Raw genomic sequence first — 18,052 nt, forward strand, 5'->3', positions numbered from 1 at the left:
ACCGACACGATCGCGATCCAGTTGGCCCATGCGCTGATGAAGCCCACCAGCGCGCCATGCGAATAGCGCGCGTAGCGCACCATGCCACCCGACTCGGGGAACATCGACCCCAGCTCCGCATACGTCAGCGCGATCGCGAGAATCACCACCGCGCCAATCACCCACGCGCAGATCGCCGCGGGACCTGCGATCTTGGCCGCCTTCCAGGCGCCGAACAGCCAGCCCGATCCGATGATCGAGCCAAGCCCCGTCAGCATCAGCGCGAATGGGCCGATGTGCCGTTGAATAGAACTATTCACGTCTTCTCCTGTGTCGACGGGAGTTAGGCTTTAGCGCTTGCTCCCGTCCCATGCAAGATGGTTACCTATCTGAAAGCACGCCGCTGCCGCGTGCCACGAGAGACGGCTGAAGGTCATCCAAAAGACTAGGGCATACGGCGGGCGGGCGCGAGTCCGGGTTCCGGGTTATGCCAGGTGCAACCGGTCGCGCGCGGGGCGTAGTTTAACGGTTGCACCGCCCGATTGGAGTCAAAAAGCGTATGCGACCTACAAAAAAATCAAGAACATAGCAAGCTTTGTAAGACAAGCCGTGCGGCGCTGATACCCCCGTCCTATATGGGGATTTAAAAGATTGCGGTTGACCTTCTCTCGAAATGCCCGTATAAAGAACACGCAGGATTTCAAGCGGCGAGTGAATTGGTCTTTCGTAGTTCGCCCATCAACGGTACTCCGGTTGGTCCCATTACCCTTCCTTGATTTTCATGCACCCTCGGGCTACGGCCTTTTTTTTGGCTTCGGCCTTGTTCACCATTTTTAGGAAAAAGTAATATGGAAACCGGTACCGTCAAGTGGTTCAACGACGCAAAGGGCTTTGGCTTCATCACGCCGGACGCCGGCGGTGAAGATCTGTTCGCGCATTTCTCGGAAATCCGCGTCGAAGGCTTCAAGACGCTGCAGGAAAACCAAAAGGTTACCTACGACGTCAAGACGGGCCCGAAGGGCAAGCAAGCCGCTAACATCAAGCCGGCTTAAGCTTCGCCTCCTTCTGGAACGCAAAAAACCCCGCCTCGGCGGGGTTTTTTGTTTATTGCCCGACGCGATTATCGGCGCGCGATTTGAAATCTTTATCTGAATACGCGTCGCGCGTGAATGCCCAAACCTGTTGCGACGCTGGCGAGCCGGTCGCCGAAAACGGGACGCGCATCGGGAAACGCCGCCGCCAGCGCGCCCGACAGAAATGCGAGCCCCGTCGATCCGCCCGTGAAATACAGCGCGTCGACGTCGCGCGGCGCGACGCCCGCCCGTTGCACCGTTTCGCGCGCAGCCTGCACGATGCGCTGCGTCTCGTCCTTGCCGGCCGTAATCAGTTGCGCTTCGTCGAAGGCAAGGCGCAAGTCCTCCTCGACGATCTCCAGATCGATCAGCGTCTCGCCGCCCGCTGCGACGCCGATCTTCGCTTCCTCCGCGTGCGCCGCGAGCGCATGGCCAAAGCGCTGCTCGACGACGCGCATCAGCCGGTCGTGATGACGCGTGTCCGAGTAAAGGTGCCGCATCAGCCCCAGTTCCGACACGCGTTTCGGCGTGTAAATCGTGTTGATCAGATGCCACGTCGCGAGGTCGAAATAGACGCGGTTCGGCACTTCGCGGCCTTCGGGATCGAGCGACTGATAGCCGAGCTCGCGCAGAATCGTCGCTAGCTCGACGCGCCGGTCGAAATCCGTTCCGGCGACGTGCACGCCGTGGTGCGCCAGCACATCGTCCTTGCGATCCAGGCGCTTCATCCGATCCGGGCCGACGCGCACCAGCGAGAAGTCCGAGGTGCCGCCGCCGATATCCGCGACCAGCACGAGCCCTTCCTGTGTCAGATGCGCCTCGTAGTCGAACGCGGCCGCGATCGGCTCGTACTGGAAGTGAATCTCCTGCAGCCCGACCGAACGCGCCGCCGCTTCCAGTTGCTGTTGCGCGAGCAGGTCGGCGCGCGGATCGTCGTCGACGAAAAAGACTGGACGCCCAAGCACTGCGCGGCTGATCGGCGTGCCCGCCGCCTGCTCCGCGCAGCGCTTCAGATGCGTGATGAAGATCGCGATGACGTCGGTGTACCTGATCGCGCTGCCGTCGCCGAGATCGGTCGTGGTCTCGGCGAGCGGCGAGCCGAGAATGCTCTTCATCGAGCGCATCAGGCGGCCGTCGAAGCCGTCGATATACGCGTCGAGCGCCGCGCGGCCGTACTCGCGAGTGTTTTCGTCGGTGTTGAAGAAGACGGCGGTGGGCAGCGTCGTGTACGCGGCTTCGACGGGCGCCAGCTTCAATACAGCCTGCTCAGCCGACGGGCCGCCGACAGGGACGGCAACTGCCGAGTTAGACGTGCCGAAGTCAATCGCGCAATAGGTCATGGCAGGAAACGCCGCTCGCGCTGGCGCGCACAGAAAGAGGACGGGCTTTGTAACATGAAAGCGGTGACACCATCAACCGACTGCAACCCCGACAGCGCCCCATCGCGCGCTCACCTTGCCGGCGCCGCGGAACGCAATTTGCTCCATCGAAGGGTCGCGCTGCGCACGGATGAATCCAACAGGATACCCCGTCAGATTGCCAGCTTGCAGAACCTTCCGACCACTCAACGACTCACATTCGAATATTCAGGAGACTCGATGGAGGAATCCTCCGCCGCCACGGTTCGCACCGACTCGACGACCATCGTCGAGACCGATCTGCCATCCCGGCTCGACCGCTTGCCCTGGGGACGCTTTCATACGCTGATCGTCGTCGCGCTCGGCGTGACCTGGCTGCTCGACGGGCTGGAGGTGACGCTCGCGGGCTCGGTGGCGAGCGCGCTGAAGTCGAGCACAGTGCTGCGCTTCTCGAACGCGGACGTCGGCCTCGCGGGCAGCGCGTATATTGCCGGCGCGGTGCTTGGCGCGCTCGGCTTCGGCTGGCTGACCGACCGGCTCGGGCGGCGCAAGCTGTTTTTCATCACGCTCGCGCTGTATCTGGCGGCCACTGCGGCGACGGCTTTTTCGTGGAATCTCGCGAGTTTTCTCGTCTTTCGCTTTCTGACGGGCGCGGGCATCGGCGGCGAATACACGGCGATCAACTCGACGATCCAGGAGTTCACGCCCGCCCGCGTGCGCGGCCACACCGATCTCGCGATCAACGGCACGTTCTGGATCGGCGCGGCGCTGGGCGCGTTCGGCTCGCTGGTCCTGCTCGATCCGCATCTGCTGCCCGGCGACTGGGGCTGGCGCGCGTGCTTTTTCATCGGCGCGGCGCTCGCGCTGGCGATTCTGCCGATGCGCGCCTGGATACCCGAAAGCCCGCGCTGGCTGCTGACGCACGGCGCAGAAAAACATGCGCGCTCGGTTGTCGAAGGCATCGAAGCACGCTTTCGCGCGGACAATCACACGCTCGCCGACGACGGCCTGAACCGCCTGCGTCTGCGGGCTCGCGAGCGCACGACGCTGCGCGAGGTTTTCCACACGCTGTTCATGCTGCACCGGCGTCGCGCGCTGGTCGGGCTGTCATTGATGACGGCGCAGGCGTTCTTCTACAACGCGATCTTCTTCACCTACGCGCTCGTGCTGACCGACTTCTATCACGTGCCGGGCGAGCACATCGGCTGGTACATCCTGCCGTTCGCGTTCGGCAATTTCGCGGGGCCGCTGTTGATCGGCAGGCTGTTCGACGTGATCGGGCGACGCAAGATGATCGCCGCGACGTACGCGCTGTCGGGAATCCTGCTGACCGTCAGCGGCTATATGTTCGAAAAGGAAATGCTGTCCGTGACGACACAGACGATCTCGTGGATGGTGATTTTCTTTTTCGCTTCGGCGGCCGCGAGCTCGGCGTATCTGACCGTCAGCGAATCGTTCCCGCTCGAAATCCGCGCGCTCGCGATCGCAGTGTTCTACGCGTTCGGAACGGCGCTCGGCGGCATCGCAGGGCCCGCCTTCTTTGGCCGGCTGATCGACACGCACCAGCGCAGCGAAGTCTTTTCGGGCTATCTGGTCGGCTCCGCGCTGATGCTCGCCGCCGCGCTGATCGCCGCGATCTGGGGCGTCGACGCAGAACGGCGGTCGCTCGAAACCGTCGCGACGCCGCTGTCCGCCGTCGACAACGAGTAATCGCGCGCCCATGAAAAACGCGGCCATCGGGCCGCGTCGGGTCGTCATGAGAACGCGGCTCGCGGATCGATCAGAAAGCCTTGTTCCACGCGCCCGCATAGGCGACGTCGCCGAGCGGCAGACGCGCGCGCGCCGACTTCTCGCGCTCACGCAGCACAGGGTCGAGCTTGTCGATATCGCCGTAGTGCGCAAGCGAAATCATCGCGATCACTTCGACGTCGTCGGGCACCGTGAACGCCTTGCGGAATGCGTTCACGTCGAAGCCGCTCATCTGGTGCGCGGCGAGTCCGAGCGCGTGCGCCTGCAAGACCAGCGACATCGCCGCCGCACCCGCGTCGTACGGCGCGCAGCGGTTCACGTCGCCCTTCGACGTCAGCGTGTGCGTCGTCACGCAGATCAGCACCGGCGCATTCGCGTTCCAGGCCTGATTGAACGGCACGAGCGTGTCGAATGCTTTCTTGAAGGCCACTTCGTCCGTCGAGCGATCGAACACGACAAAGCGCCACGGCTGCATGTTGTACGACGAAGGCGCCCAGCGCGCCGCTTCGAGCACCGCGCGCAGATGCTCGCGGCTCACAGGCTCGCTTGAATACGCGCGCGGGCTCCAGCGGCCGGCGATCAGTTCATGAATGGGAACGTCGGTGGGTGCGGGTTTGTTGGTCATGCGCATCTCTCGGTCGAAATTCATGAATGGCGGGCCGCAGCCCGAGGGCCCACTAGGATAACCGACGTGTCCCGATCCCGCTTCGCTCTTCGCTCTTCGCGCGTCGCGCGTGCACATGAGGAAAGCGCGCCGCGGCTCTTCGGCCGCGACGCGCTGTGGCGTGGCTCGAAACGGTTGCTTCTGCATCGAAACGCGGCGCCTAAAGGGAGGACGCAAACGGACGCAGCAACGCAACCGTCAGGCGGCGGCCTGGCTCGCCACGCGGCGTTCGCCGCGATTGATCCGCAGCACGATGATCGACGCGACGAGGCACAAGCCGCCCGAGATCATCGACGCAACCGTGTACGTGCCGAGGCTCGCGCGCAGCATGCCCGCGCCGAGCGCCGCGAACGCCGCGCCGAGCTGGTGCCCCGCAACGACCCAGCCGAACACGACGGGCGCCGACTCCTTGCCGTACACATCGGTGGCGAGACGCACGGTCGGCGGAACGGTGGCGATCCAGTCGAGGCCGTAGAACACCGCGAAAAGCGGCAAGCCGAAGAAGTCGATTCCGAACGCGTGCGGCAGATAGATCAGCGACAGGCCGCGCAGCCCGTAGTACCAGAACAGCAGCACGCGAGCGTTGAAGCGGTCCGACAGCCAGCCCGACAGCGTCGTGCCGAACAGATCGAAGATGCCCATTGCCGCGAGCAGCGATGCGCCCTGCACTTCCGTCATCCCGTAGTCGCCGCACATCGCGATCAGGTGCGTGCCGACATAACCGTTCGTGCTCGCGCCGCAAATGAAGAAGCTGAAGAACAGCAGCCAAAAGTCGCGCGTCTTGCTTGCGGAGGCCAGCGTGCCGAATGTGATCGTAAGCGGGTTTTGCTTACTCATGTCGGACCGGATGGGCGCGTCGGCGGGTGAGCCGTACGGACGCAGCGCCATGTCGGCTGGACGCTCCGGCAACAGAAACGCGACGAGCGGCAGCACGACGGCCGCGGCCACTGCGACCGTCCACACGACGGGCCGCCAGCCCTGATGCTGCGCGATCGCCGCAAGCAGCGGCAGGAACACGAGCTGGCCCGTCGCCGAGCTGGCGGTAAGTATGCCCATCACGAGACCGCGATGCGTCGTGAACCAGCGGTTGACGACCGTCGCCGACAGTGTCAGCGCCGCCACGCCCGTCGCGCCGCCGACCATCACGCCCCACACGAGGATCATCTGCCACGGGTGCGTCATCAGCGACGACAAGCCGACGCCCGCCGCCATCGTGCCGAGCGCCGTCAGAATAGTCGGGCGCACGCCGAAGCGCTGCATCGCCGCCGCCGCGAATGGGCCCATCAGCCCATACAGCGCGATATTCACCGAAATCGCCAGCGAGATCGTCGCCCGGCTCCAACCGAAATCATGTTCGAGCGGCACCATCATCACGCTCGGCGTCGCGCGCGTTCCGGCCGCGGCGAGCAACACCAGAAAGACCACCGCCACGGCCAGCCAGCCGTAGTGGAAACGCCCACCTATTATTCTTGCTGCCCAGTTCATCGGTTCTCCAATGGGTTCGCCGTACTTGATGTTTCGCTTCACGGATTCTTACCAACTTCGTAAAGGCCTTGTGACTGATCTGTCACAATCGGTCTTGCGATGTTAGTTACCGATCGGTAACATGTCAAGGCGTCTTACTCATGGATCACAAGACCATGGCCAATTCCGACACCACCAAATCCGCGCCGAGCCGCCGCACGCAGACGGCCGGTTCCGAAGCGCAGCGGCATCTGCTACGCGCCGCCGCCGATCTGTTCTACCGCGAAGGCGTGCGTGCGGTGGGCGTCGATGCTGTCGTCGAGCGCGCGGGCGTCAACAAGATGAGCCTGTATCGCCAGTTCTCGTCAAAGGACGATCTGGTCGTCGCATACCTCGAACAGTCGGACCGGCATTTTTTCAAACGCTTCGACGAGAGCATCGCGAAACATCCCGGCGAGCCGAAGAAGCAGATCGCGCAATATTTCGAAGATCTGTCCGGACGCGCGTCGAAAGACGACTACCGCGGCTGCCCGTTCGTCAACGTGTCGGCGGAATTTCCGGACCCTTCGCATCCGGCCCGGCTATGCGTGCTCAACAACAAAACCAGGCTGATGCAGCGGTTGAACGCGCTTTGCACCGCTGCGGGCGCGCGCGATCCGGGCGAACTCGCGAACGCGCTTGCGCTGCTGATCGAAGGCGTTTATGCGTCGAGCCAGACATATGGCCCGGGCTGTGGGCCGATCAAGGTCGCGCCGCTCGTCGCTGCGCAGCTTGTCGCACTGGCATGCAGAGAGGCGCCCGTAAAATAGCGGTTTGAATTCCGCATTTGCCGCCCGCCTCACACCATGTCTTCGACGCCCACCGAATCGCACAACACCAGCCACGACGCCATTCTCGACGCCACCCGCCACTGGCTGACACGGGCCGTCATTGGGCTGAATCTGTGCCCGTTCGCGAAAGCAGTACACGTGAAGAACCAGATTCGCTACGCGATCAGCGAAGCAACCGACATGGAAGGCGTGCTCGCCGATCTGGAAACGGAACTGCGCACGCTGGCGGAATCCGATCCCGCCGATATCGACACGACGCTGCTGATCATCCCGCACGCGCTCGCCGAATTTCTCGAGTACAACGATTGCCTGTTCTTCGCGGACCGGATGCTGAAACAGTTGCGGCTGGCAGGCACGCTGCAGATCGCGAGCTTTCATCCGCATTATCAGTTCGAGGGCAGCGGCCCCGACGATATCGAGAACTACACGAACCGTTCGCCGTGGCCGATCCTGCATCTGCTGCGTGAAGCGAGCATCGCGCGCGCGGTCGACGCCTTTCCGGACGCCGCCGACATTTACGAACGCAACGAGGAAACCATGCGACGCCTCGGCCCGGAGGGCTGGCTCAAGTGGATGAGCGGGCCCGCCAAAGACTGACGGGCTATAACGCCCGCCGCATCTCAGGCCTCGACGTAGAAACGCTCTCGCAACTCGCCGATGCCGAGCGTTTCCATCACTTCATTGAGCCGTTCCGTCGGACGACGGCGCGGCAAGTCCTTATAGGTCGCGATGATGAGCTCGTTCTTCATCGAGTGCTCCCAGCCGACCAGTTCCGTCACGTTGACCTGATAGCCGTGCGCTTCCAGTTGCAGGCAGCGCAGCACATTGGTGATCTGGCTGCCGAACTCGCGCGTGTGCAGCGGATGCCGCCAGATCTCCGTCAGCGCATTGCCGAGCGATTTGCCCTTGTTCTTGCGCAGCACGCCCGCCACTTCCGCCTGGCAGCACGGCACGACGACGATGTACTTCGCGTGCTTTTCCAGCGCGAAGCGGATCGCGTCGTCCGTGGCCGTGTTGCACGCGTGCAAGGCCGTGACAATGTCGACGTTCGCCGGCAGTTTGTCCGAAACGATCGACTCCGCTACGGAAAGATTCAGAAACGACATCCCCTTGAAACCAAGGCGCGCGGCAAGCTCTTCGGATTTCGTGACCAGTTCCTCGCGCGTCTCAATGCCGTAAATGTGCGAGTTATCCCGCAGTTCCTTGACGAACAGGTCGTAGAGAATAAACCCAAGGTAGGACTTGCCTGCGCCATGATCGACGAGGGTGAGTTCCCCCTTCGTCTCCTTCACGTCCTGGAGCAGCGGCTCGATGAACTGGAACAGGTGATAGACCTGCTTGAGCTTGCGGCGGCTGTCCTGGTTCATCTTGCCGTCGCGCGTCAGGATATGGAGTTCTTTCAGCAGTTCGATCGACTGGTTTGGACGGACTTCGTAAGTTTTGCTGGACATCGAATGAGCACGCCACCGATTGCATCGCGAACGTGCGTCAGGTGACGGAAAAAGGGAAAAGTGTCTGTCAGTTTACCCAAAGCGCGGTGGACGGTCCCGGTTCTTCCGCGTCGACGGCGATACCGCGCCCTGCCAGGAACAGTTCGTGCAGCAAAGTGCTGACGCCGGACGTGCTGGGCAAAGCGTGTCGCGATGCAGGAACCGTCTGTCGCGGGCCCGAGGCAAGCCGTATGGTGCGCCTGACGGCCGCGGGACGCATGACAAGAGACAAGCGACCGGCCGCTGCGGCGTCGAAAAAACGCCGGTACGCGTGGGGAGGGTCGAACGGCAAGATGGTTCGAACGTTACGTAACCTGAAGTGCGCCGGGACTGCAACGAAGCGCGCTCGGATCTGATGAGGCGGCAAATGGATACGACACCCAACGGAAACGCCGAGCGCAAGTTTCAGGAGCTCATGGCGAAACTGCTGGCCACGCCCGAATGGACGGAAAAGCAGCAGCTGGAACTCGAAATGGCGCGTGACATCTCGGTCGAGATGTTGCATCTCGCGGAAGCCATGCGCGACGGCAGCGTCGATCTCGAGACGTGCCTGACGCTACTCAAATATGCGAAAGTGCTGGACTTCGTGATGACGACACTCGCGTCGCGTCGCGACATCAAGCCTCAGACGCTGCGCGTGATCTTCAAACTCGCGGGACTCAAGGTCGACGAAGCCTATCCGGGCTGAGGCCGTCACCGGCTGCGCGGTGCGTCGCGCAGCCGCTTGCTTCTTGCCTGTGACCTGCTTGTGGCCGCACGTGCCTCTCGCCAGGTCGGCGCAGTGATCTGAACGCCGCGCCTAAGCTCACGCATACGCTATGCAGCGGCGGCAGGTGCGCCGAGCGGCGGCGTGCCATCGTGGAACAACGACTTCAATTGCTCGCGCAGCTCTGGCGTATCGCTGTGCTTGTGCGCCTGGACTGCATGTCCGACGGCGGCTTCGAGCAGTTCGCTTTCCGAATCGGCGGATAGCGCGACTGTGCAGTTGATGTCGCTCGGGAATTCGCGGCAATCGATGTATTTGCGACCCATGACAGTCTCCTCAGACCAAAAATATCGCGCGCAACGCGTGCGCTGGCGCGGCCTCGCCGTATCGATTGGCGAAGCTGAGGGCAGCGGCGAATGCGTGAGTCGCGCGCGACAGGACGGCGCGGAGTGCGCCGGAACGGAAGGGATGTGAGAAAAGTATAGGTCGCGTGTGCCGCCGCGTGAGCCCGGTGCGAGCCCGCTGCGCGTTTGCCGCGGGTTTGCCGCACTTCCAGGCCGGTGGGACAATACCGGCCTTCGCACCGCGCGCTTTGCCCCGCTTCTCCATTCACGCCTTCACTGCCCCAAGCCGATGTCGAACTCGCCCGATCATGTCCAGGATCACGTCCGCGTTGCCGTTATCGGCGGCGGCCCAGCGGGGCTGATGGCCGCCGAAGCGCTGGCGCGCGGCGGCGTGCGCGCCGATGTGTACGACGCGATGCCGTCCGTCGGCCGCAAGTTTCTGATGGCGGGCAAAGGCGGCATGAACATCACGCACTCGGAGCCGATCGAGCCGTTTCTCGATCGCTACGGCAAGCGCCGCGCGGACATCGCGCCGCTGCTCGACGCGTTCGGACCGCATGCGCTGCGCGCGTGGCTCGATGGTCTGGGCGTCGAGACGTTCGTCGGCAGTTCGGGACGCGTGTTTCCGACCGACATGAAAGCCGCGCCGATGCTGCGCGCGTGGCTGCATCGGCTGAGGGAATCGGGCGTGCGCTTTCATATGCGGCACAAGTGGACCGGTTGGTCGTCGTCCGATGACGCGCACAGCGTGCGCTTCTCGACACCCGCAGGCGAGCTGGACATCGCTGCCGACGCCGTGCTGCTCGCGCTGGGCGGCGGCAGCTGGGCGCGCCTCGGCTCCGATGCCGCGTGGGTCGCGCTGATGGAAGAGCGCGATGTCCCCGTCGCACCGCTGTTGCCCGCGAACTGCGGCTTCGACGCCGACTGGAGCGACTACTTCCGCGAGCGCTACGCGGGCCAGCCGGTGAAGCCCGTGTCGATGAGCGTCGAAGGCGTTGTCCAGCATCGACAAGGTGAGTTCGTCGTGACGTCGACGGGAATCGAAGGGAGTCTCGTGTATGCGCTTTCCTCGACGATTCGCGACCGCCTGCTCGCCGAAGGCGAAGCGACGATACAGCTCGATCTCGCGCCTGGCTTGACGGCGCAGCGCGTGATCGACGAAGTGACGCGGCCGCGCGGCTCACGCTCGATGTCGAGTCATCTGCATAGCCGCATCGGGATTGCGGGCGTGAAGCTCGGCTTGCTGCACGAATGCCTGTCGAAGGAAGACTTCGCCGATGCGGCAAAGCTCGCCCACGCGATCAAGTCCCTGCCGCTGCGGCTTGCGCGCCCCCGCCCGATCGACGAAGCGATTAGCAGCGCAGGGGGCGTTCCGTTCGAAGCGCTCGATCGCGCGCTGATGGTCAGGCAGTTGCCCGGAGTGTTCTGCGCGGGCGAGATGCTCGACTGGGAGGCGCCCACAGGCGGCTATCTGTTGACGGCCTGTTTAGCTAGCGGCCTCGTTGCGGGGCGCGGCGCGCTGGATTACGTCGAGGCGTCGAAGCGCTGAGTCGTGGCTCGCTTTTGCCCGTTCGCGCCCGTTTGCGCATTCCGCGCTTCATTTGCCCTTGAGCCGCCACAGCGATGTGACTTCGGCGACGCGCGCCGTGTGCAACGGGTCCGTCGCGTCCGTCGCCTTCGGATGACGCGGCTTGATATCCTCGCGCCCAGCGACGGTGAGACCCGCGTTGTCGATTGCGGCCAGTAGCCAGTCGCGCGTGCGCATGCCGAGATGCTCCGCGAAATCGGACAGAATCAGCCAGCCTTCGCCGTCCGGCTCGAGATGATCGGCGAGGCCGCTCAGAAAACCGAGCAGCATCCGATTCTCATAGTCGTACACCGCGTTCTCGATCGGCGATGCCGGACGCGCCGGCACCCACGGCGGATTGCAGACGACGAGCGGCGCGCGTCCCTCCGGAAACAGATCGGCTGCGATGATTTCGACCTGTCTGTCATAACCGAGACGCGTCAGGTTTTCTTTCGCGCATGCCAGCGCGCGAGGGTCCTGATCGGTCGCGACGATACGCTTGACGCCGCGCTTCGCGAGAACGGCCGACAGCACGCCCGTGCCGACACCGATATCGAACGCCTTTTCGAGCGACGGCAATGGCGTCCGCGCGACGAGATCCACATACTCGCCGCGTACCGGCGAGAACACGCCGTAGTGCGGGTGAATGCGTTCCGGAAGCGCGGGAATCTCGACGCCCTTCTTGCGCCATTCGTGCGCGCCGATCAGGCCAAGCAGTTCGCGCAACGAAACGATTGACGCCTCCTGCGTCGGCGGTCCGTAGACTTCTTCGCACGCCTCTTGAACACTGGGCGCACGGCGCAACGGGATCGTGTAGTCGCCTTCGAGTGGAATCAGTAGCATGCCGAGCGTGCGTGCGCGCTGCGACTGTGCTTGCCGGTGGAGATTGAACGCATCGAGCGGACTGGCGGCCTGCTTGCGAGGCTTGCGCTCCAGACGGCGAGTCATCGCCTGCAGCAGTTGGCGCGCGTTCTGGAAATCGCCGCGCCACAACAGCGCGGTGCCCTCGCAGGCGAGGCGATAGGCAGCGTCGGCCGTCGTGCGATCGTCGGCGATCACGACGCGCTTGGCGGGCGGGACGGCGGCTTCGGAGCGCCAACGCGCGGAATGCGGGCCGTCAGCTTCGGGCCAGGTCAAGGTGGGGAAATCGGTCATAGAGGTGGTTTGTGGCGCGGGAGACGATGCAAGCACTTATGCGCCGCGTGCTCTCGTTTCGACGCCCGTATTGTATTGAACGTTCCGGCGAAGCCGCGCGCTTTCGCCGTCGATGTCGCGACCACGCGTGCAGCACTGCGAAGACAAAGGGCCACGCGATCGACCGCAATCCGACGCGCGCGTGATGTCAGCACAACATCGACTCCAGTCCGGGGCGCCATGCCAGCGCCGTCGGTTCGAGCCAGTTACGCTGTCTGACGGTAACGGTCCACTGGCCGACTGGCGGCGCGAATTCGATTGGGCTCTCCTCTTCGGATCGATGGTGCTGGAGCCGTCCGTCGCATAGCGTTCCAGCATCGACGTCGAGAACCGACTGATCCGCAGCGCCCCACCGGTTGCGCACGTCACGGGCAGTTGCAGCAGCTGCAATGTCAGCGGATGGGTCATTGCCGGGCGAAACGCGGCAGGCAAATATTCGCCGCGTTATTGCGAGTTGCCGAAATCTACTGGGTCTGGAGGGTCTGAAAATAGAAAAGGGGTTGCAGACAAAATGTCTGCAACCCCTTGGTCATACTGGTGCCGGCTGCAGGACTCGAACCCGCCACCTGATGATTACAAATCAACTGCTCTACCAGATGAGCTAAGCCGGCATAAGACCGCGATTCTACTTCATTTCACGACTTTGAGGTGGCCTCTTCCGCCGCCCTTGGTTCCATCGTCGTCGGGACGCGGTTCTTCATCGGTTTCGCTGACTTTTTCCGCCGCCGCGGTCGCTTCCGGCTCATCGGCGATCACGGTTTCGTCGTCCGCGGAATCCGTCGCCTCGCCACCCGCCGATTCGACCGGGAACGCCATACCCTGCCCGTTCTCCCGCGCGTAGATGGCGAGCACGTTCGCGACAGGCACCTCGATCTTGTGCGACTTGCCCGAAAAGCGCGCGTGGAACTCGATCCACTCGTTGCCCATCTGCAGCTGGCTCGTCGCCTCGAAGCTGATGTTCAACACGATCTCGTTGTCGCGCACGAACTGGCGCGGCACGCGCGTCTGGTTATCGACACGCACCGCGATATGCGGCGTATAGCCGTTGTCGGTGCACCATTCGTACAGCGCGCGCAGCAGGTACGGCTTCGTGGAAATCTCTTGCATCAACTGTCCTCGTGCCGGGCAGACGCGTGGACCGAACCACCGCCACACGCCTCACCCGAAGCCAATCTCAAACTCAGCGGCGCATCACCTTTTCCGACGGCGTCAGCGCTTCGATATAGGCCGGACGGCTGAAAATACGCTCGGCGTACTTCATCAGCGGCGCGGCGTTCTTCGACAGTTCGATGCCGTAGTGATCCAGACGCCACAGCAGCGGCGCGATCGCGACGTCGAGCATCGAGAACTCTTCGCCGAGCATGTACTTGTTCTTCAGGAAAATCGGCGCAAGTTGCGTCAGGCGGTCGCGGATCGCGAGGCGTGCCTTCTCGTGATTCTTCTCTGCAGCCTTGCCCTTCTCGTTTTCGAGCGTGCCGACGTGGACGAACAGCTCCTTCTCGAAGTTCAGCAAGAACAGGCGCGCGCGGGCACGCTGGACGGGGTCCGCGGGCATCAGCTGCGGATGCGGGAAGCGCTCGTCGATATACTCGTTGATGATGTTCGATTCATAGAGGATCAGGTCCCGTTCGACGAGAATCGGCACCTGACCATACGGATTCATCACGGCGATGTCTTCCGGTTTATTGAACAGGTCGACGTCGCGGATTTCGAAGTCCATGCCCTTTTCGAACAACACCAGCCGGCAGCGCTGGGAGAACGGGCAAGTAGTGCCGGAATACAGAACCATCATGTTTGCGTTTCCTCAAAAAACTTAAAGGGCCAGCGAGCGGGAAAACCGTCCTGCAGGTCTTCCCTTGCGCCGGCCCCACACCCGTCACGGTGTGACTATTTGATATCTTTCCAGTACGCGGCGTTCAGTCGCCAGGCGAAAAAGCTCAGAACGCCGAGGAACAGCAGCACCCACACGCCAAGCTGACGACGGGTTTTCTGCGTCGGTTCGGACATCCATGAAAGGTACGACACGAGGTCGGCCACAGCAGAATCATAATCCACCGGTGACATCGTCCCCGGCGTGACCTGCTGGAAGCCCACGAATTTCTTGACCTTTTCCTTCGTCTCTTCGTCGACTTCGTCTTCGAACTTCGCCGTTCGTTGCCCCTGAAGCTGCCACAGCACGTGAGGCATGCTCACGTTTTCGTACACGATATTGTTCCAGCCTGTCGGCCGTGTGTCATCGCGGTAGAAACCGCGCAAATACGTGTACAGCCAGTCACGGTTCTTTGCGCGCGCTTCCACGGACAGATCCGGCGGCGTCGCGCCAAACCACGCTTTCGCGTCGTCGGGGCGCATTGCGACCGTCATCGTGTTGCCGACTTTATCTGTCGTGAACAACAGGTTTTTTTCAATTTCCTTCTGCGAAATGCCGATATCCTGCAATCGGCTGTAACGCATCAGGCTCGCGCTGTGGCAATTCAGGCAGTAGTTTACAAACAATTGGGCGCCGTGCTGCAACGAGGCAATATTTTCGGTGTTGTCGGGCGCGCGGTCGAGCGGGATTTCGTCCGCGCGAACGGGTGCCGTGGACAGCGCCAGCGCCGTTGCGCCGAGCAGCGCGAGCGTCGAAAGCAGTTTTTTCATCTTCGTTTTCTCCTGGCTCGCGGTTAGTGGGGTTTGAACCGCACTCGTTCTGGCGGCTGCTTGAACTTGCCAAGCGGCGTCCAGAACGGCATGCCAAGGAAGAACGCGAAGTAGATCAGTGCGCAAATCTGCGCGATCAGCGTCGCGGCCGGCGACGGCGGCTTCGTTCCGAGGAACGCCAGCGTCAGGAAGGCCAGCACGAAGATCGCGTAAAACACCTTGTGGAAGAACGGCCGGTAACGGATCGACTTCACAGGCGACCGGTCGAGCCACGGCAGGAAGAACAGCGACACCACCGCGCTGCCCATCACCACCACGCCCCAGAACTTCGACTCGGTGAACGCCATCGCCAGAATCACGAGAACTGCGAGCACGGGCAGACCGAACTTCCACTTACCGCGTGCACGCACCAGCGCAAACAGGCCCAACAGGCCGATCACGATCATCAGCACGATCTTGAACGGGTCCGTGGTCGCGCGCAGCATCGCGTAGAACGCGGTGAAGTACCAGACGGGAGCGATTTCAGGCGGCGTCTGCAGCGGATTCGCCGGAATGAAATTGTTCGCTTCGAGGAAGTACCCGCCCATCTCTGGCGCGAAGAAGATGATCGCCGCGAACACCATCAGGAAGATGCACACGCCCATGAAGTCGTGCACCGAGTAGTACGGATGGAACGGAATGCCGTCGAGAGGAATGCCCTTCGAATCCTTCTTCGCCTTGATCTCGATGCCGTCGGGATTGTTCGACCCCACTTCGTGCAGCGCGACGATGTGCACGAACACGAGCAGCAGCAGCACCAGCGGAATCGCGATCACATGGAACGCGAAGAAGCGGTTCAGCGTGACGTCCGACACGACGTAGTCGCCGCGAATCCACAGCGACAGGTCCGGGCCGATGAACGGAATCGCCGAGAACAGGTTCACGATCACCTGCGCGCCCCAGAAGGACATCTGGCCCCACGGCAGCAGATAGCCGAAGAACGCTTCCGCCATCAGGCTAAGGAAGATCGCGCAGCCGAAGATCCACACGAGCTCGCGCGGCTTGCGGTACGAACCGTACAGCAGCCCGCGGAACATGTGCAGATACACGACGACGAAGAACATCGATGCGCCCGTCGAGTGCATGTAGCGGATCAGCCAGCCCCACGGCACTTCGCGCATGATGTACTCGACCGATGCGAACGCCGTCATCGAGTCGGGCTTGTAGTTCATCGTCAGGAAGATGCCGGTGACGATCTGATTCACCAGCACCAGCAGCGCGAGCGAGCCGAAGAAGTACCAGAAGTTGAAGTTCTTCGGCGCGTAGTACTCGGAGACGTGCGCTTTCCACGTCGCCGTCATTGGAAAACGGCGATCGATCCAGCCCGTCAGCCCCGTCGTTTCCAACTCTTTTTCGGTTGTCGCCATTACGCTTCTCCTTTCTCGTCCTTGCCGATCACGAGCGTGGTGCCGGTGATCATATAAGGCGGGATATCGAGGTTTTGCGGCGCAGGTTTGTTCTTGAAGACGCGGCCGGCCATGTCATAGGTCGAGCCGTGGCACGGGCAGAGGAAGCCGCCGGGCCAGTCGTCGGGCAGGTTTGGCTGCGCGCCTTCCTGGAAGCGGGGTGTCGGCGTGCAGCCAAGGTGGGTGCACACCGCGACGGCAACGAAAAGGTTCTTATGATCGGCACGCGAGCGGAACTCGTTCTTGCAGTAATCGGGCTCGGGCAGCGAAAAAGGGTTCTTGGTTTCGGGGTCAGCGACTTCTTTGTCTGCCTTCTGGACGTCGGCCAGCATCTTGTCGGTGCGGTTGATGATCCACACAGGCTTGCCGCGCCATGCGACGGTCAGCATGTCGCCGGGCTTCAGGTTGGAGATATCGACTTCGACGGGGGCTCCCGCCGCCTTGGCCTTTTCGGATGGTGCAAATGAACTAACAAAGGGTACGACGGTGGCGACTCCTCCGATGCCACCTGCTACGGTCGTCGCAATCAGCCAGCTACGGCGGCTGCCATCGACGCGTTCATCTTCCTTGTCTCGCATCACACGCCCCACTTCTGAGTTGGATTTTTCCTTCACGTCGGCTCTACCGCCGCTAGTTTGCTCGAATGGAGTCAGCATTTACAAGGGCCGATTGCCAAAAACCGTGCGAAGTCATTGATAAATCAGGGTTTTCCCGCACGGATCTCAAACATTTTTGCGGCCTTTATTAAGCACGTCCTCCGTTTTTAAAGCTTTTTTGTCGCGTAATCGGATCGTTATTCAGACCGGATTATGAATATCGATAAAGAGGTGTTCGATTTCGAACTGTTCGGACAGATGCGCGCCGAGCGCCTGCACGCCGTAGCGCTCGGTGGCGTGGTGGCCGGCGGCGAGAAAGGCGACGCCGCTTTCCGCCGACATATGCGTGATCGGCTCAGAAATCTCGCCCGTCAGATAGACGTCCGCGCCCGCTTCGATCGCGGCCTCGAAATAGCCTTGCGCGGCGCCCGTGCACCATGCAACACGCCGTAATTCCTGGTCGGGATCGCCGAGCACCAGGGGAGCCCGAGCAAGCGTATGCTCAACTTGTGCGGCAAAGTGAGCGAGCGTGACCGGCATCGGCAGCGTGGTCATCCAGCCGATGTCGTTCTCGCCGAAGTGCGATTCACCGATCAGTCCAAGCTTCGCGCCAAGTTGCGCGTTGTTGCCGTAGACGGGGTGATCGTCGAGTGGCAAATGGAAGGCAAACAGACTCAGATCGTTGGCGATCAGCGCCTTGAGCCGCTGGTATTTCCGGCCGGTGATCTGCGGCGGCTCGTTGCGCCAGAAGTAGCCGTGATGGACCAGCACGGCATCGGCGCCCCACTCCAGCGCGGCCTCCAGAAAGGCCAACGACGCGGTCACACCTGTCGCAATCTTGTCGATCTTGCGCCGCCCTTCGACCTGCAGGCCGTTCGGGCAATAGTCCTTGAAGCGCGAAGTTTCAAGGAGATTGTTCAAGTACAATTCGAGTTCGATCCGATCCATATATC

19 protein-coding genes and 1 tRNA gene are annotated in these 18,052 nt (G+C 62.3%); 6 read left to right on the plus strand and 14 right to left on the minus strand.

All coding sequences use genetic code 11. The features are described from left to right. Positions 1-299, minus strand: a 299-nt coding sequence (locus GCT13_RS30890) for an amino acid permease (RefSeq protein WP_152767368.1), incomplete at its 3' end; no start/stop codon positions are given. A gap of 528 nt (positions 300-827) precedes the next feature. Between GCT13_RS30890 and GCT13_RS30895 the strand changes: the two genes are divergently transcribed. Further along, complete coding sequence (locus tag GCT13_RS30895) at positions 828-1,031, plus strand: cold-shock protein (protein WP_012402098.1); 204 nt, start codon at positions 828-830, stop codon at positions 1,029-1,031. A gap of 92 nt (positions 1,032-1,123) precedes the next feature. Here GCT13_RS30895 and GCT13_RS30900 read toward each other — a convergent pair whose 3' ends face one another. After that, the gene (locus GCT13_RS30900; protein WP_152764621.1) at positions 1,124-2,392 is read right to left on the minus strand and encodes an Hsp70 family protein; all 1,269 of its coding nucleotides are present in this window, start codon (positions 2,390-2,392) and stop codon (positions 1,124-1,126) included. A 258-nt stretch (positions 2,393-2,650) separates the two neighbouring features. On the opposite strand from GCT13_RS30900, the gene GCT13_RS30905 reads away from it, so the two are divergent. Continuing rightward, complete coding sequence (locus GCT13_RS30905) at positions 2,651-4,120, plus strand: MFS transporter (RefSeq protein ID WP_152764623.1); 1,470 nt, start codon at positions 2,651-2,653, stop codon at positions 4,118-4,120. A 70-nt stretch (positions 4,121-4,190) separates the two neighbouring features. Here the strand turns inward: GCT13_RS30905 and GCT13_RS30910 are convergent, their stop codons facing one another. Both GCT13_RS30910 and GCT13_RS30915 read right to left on the minus strand, forming a co-directional pair. Beyond that, positions 4,191-4,784: a nitroreductase family protein gene (locus GCT13_RS30910; RefSeq protein ID WP_152764625.1), complete on the minus strand. Its 594-nt coding sequence runs from the start codon at positions 4,782-4,784 to the stop codon at positions 4,191-4,193. 237 nt (positions 4,785-5,021) lie between these two features. Next, entirely contained in the window at positions 5,022-6,308 is a 1,287-nt protein-coding gene (locus GCT13_RS30915; RefSeq protein WP_152764627.1) for an MFS transporter, read from the minus strand. Between the two features lie 155 nt (positions 6,309-6,463). Between GCT13_RS30915 and GCT13_RS30920 the strand changes: the two genes are divergently transcribed. Both GCT13_RS30920 and GCT13_RS30925 read left to right on the plus strand, forming a co-directional pair. After that, positions 6,464-7,096 (plus strand): TetR/AcrR family transcriptional regulator, encoded by a 633-nt coding sequence (locus GCT13_RS30920; RefSeq protein ID WP_152764735.1) that lies wholly within the window; start codon positions 6,464-6,466, stop codon positions 7,094-7,096. A 36-nt stretch (positions 7,097-7,132) separates the two neighbouring features. Continuing rightward, on the plus strand, positions 7,133-7,714 hold the full coding sequence (locus GCT13_RS30925) for a DUF1415 domain-containing protein (protein WP_152764629.1): 582 nt from the start codon (positions 7,133-7,135) through the stop codon (positions 7,712-7,714). 23 nt (positions 7,715-7,737) lie between these two features. Here the strand turns inward: GCT13_RS30925 and GCT13_RS30930 are convergent, their stop codons facing one another. Beyond that, on the minus strand, positions 7,738-8,568 hold the full coding sequence (locus GCT13_RS30930) for a class I SAM-dependent methyltransferase (protein ID WP_152764631.1): 831 nt from the start codon (positions 8,566-8,568) through the stop codon (positions 7,738-7,740). A 406-nt stretch (positions 8,569-8,974) separates the two neighbouring features. Between GCT13_RS30930 and GCT13_RS30935 the strand changes: the two genes are divergently transcribed. Continuing rightward, positions 8,975-9,295 (plus strand): type II toxin-antitoxin system HicA family toxin, encoded by a 321-nt coding sequence (locus GCT13_RS30935; RefSeq protein WP_087736351.1) that lies wholly within the window; start codon positions 8,975-8,977, stop codon positions 9,293-9,295. A gap of 128 nt (positions 9,296-9,423) precedes the next feature. Here the strand turns inward: GCT13_RS30935 and GCT13_RS30940 are convergent, their stop codons facing one another. Then, positions 9,424-9,639 carry a DUF1059 domain-containing protein gene (locus GCT13_RS30940; RefSeq protein WP_152764633.1) on the minus strand — a complete coding sequence of 72 codons (216 nt, stop codon included), beginning with the start codon at positions 9,637-9,639 and terminating at the stop codon, positions 9,424-9,426. A gap of 307 nt (positions 9,640-9,946) precedes the next feature. Here GCT13_RS30940 and GCT13_RS30945 point away from each other — a divergent pair, with 307 nt between their 5' ends. Then, a complete protein-coding gene (locus GCT13_RS30945; protein WP_152764635.1) occupies positions 9,947-11,206 on the plus strand; it encodes a TIGR03862 family flavoprotein in 1,260 nt (419 codons plus the stop codon). Positions 11,207-11,254: 48 nt separating this feature from the next. On the opposite strand, the gene GCT13_RS30950 is transcribed toward GCT13_RS30945, so the two are convergent. The 8 genes from GCT13_RS30950 to GCT13_RS30985 all read right to left on the minus strand — a co-directional run bounded on the left by GCT13_RS30950 (position 11,255) and on the right by GCT13_RS30985 (position 18,047). Further along, positions 11,255-12,379 (minus strand): methyltransferase, encoded by a 1,125-nt coding sequence (locus GCT13_RS30950; protein ID WP_152764637.1) that lies wholly within the window; start codon positions 12,377-12,379, stop codon positions 11,255-11,257. 574 nt (positions 12,380-12,953) lie between these two features. Beyond that, positions 12,954-13,029: transfer RNA gene (locus tag GCT13_RS30955), tRNA-Thr, on the minus strand. 19 nt (positions 13,030-13,048) lie between these two features. Beyond that, positions 13,049-13,525 carry a ClpXP protease specificity-enhancing factor gene (locus tag GCT13_RS30960; protein WP_152764639.1) on the minus strand — a complete coding sequence of 159 codons (477 nt, stop codon included), beginning with the start codon at positions 13,523-13,525 and terminating at the stop codon, positions 13,049-13,051. 73 nt (positions 13,526-13,598) lie between these two features. After that, positions 13,599-14,210, minus strand: a complete 612-nt coding sequence (locus GCT13_RS30965; RefSeq protein WP_006052302.1) for a glutathione S-transferase N-terminal domain-containing protein — start codon at positions 14,208-14,210, stop codon at positions 13,599-13,601. A gap of 95 nt (positions 14,211-14,305) precedes the next feature. Continuing rightward, the gene (locus tag GCT13_RS30970; RefSeq protein WP_087736354.1) at positions 14,306-15,058 is read right to left on the minus strand and encodes a cytochrome c1; all 753 of its coding nucleotides are present in this window, start codon (positions 15,056-15,058) and stop codon (positions 14,306-14,308) included. A 23-nt stretch (positions 15,059-15,081) separates the two neighbouring features. Beyond that, complete coding sequence (locus tag GCT13_RS30975; RefSeq protein WP_152764641.1) at positions 15,082-16,464, minus strand: cytochrome b; 1,383 nt, start codon at positions 16,462-16,464, stop codon at positions 15,082-15,084. Next, positions 16,464-17,081, minus strand: a complete 618-nt coding sequence (petA, locus tag GCT13_RS30980) for a ubiquinol-cytochrome c reductase iron-sulfur subunit (RefSeq protein ID WP_152764737.1) — start codon at positions 17,079-17,081, stop codon at positions 16,464-16,466. Before petA ends, GCT13_RS30975 begins: the two co-directional genes overlap by 1 nt. A gap of 219 nt (positions 17,082-17,300) precedes the next feature. Then, positions 17,301-18,047, minus strand: a complete 747-nt coding sequence (locus GCT13_RS30985; RefSeq protein WP_152764643.1) for a Nif3-like dinuclear metal center hexameric protein — start codon at positions 18,045-18,047, stop codon at positions 17,301-17,303. Between the last annotated feature and the right edge of the window lie 5 nt (positions 18,048-18,052).

Source organism: Paraburkholderia franconis (genome assembly GCF_009362735.1).
Classification (GTDB): Bacteria; Pseudomonadota; Gammaproteobacteria; order Burkholderiales; family Burkholderiaceae; genus Paraburkholderia; species Paraburkholderia franconis.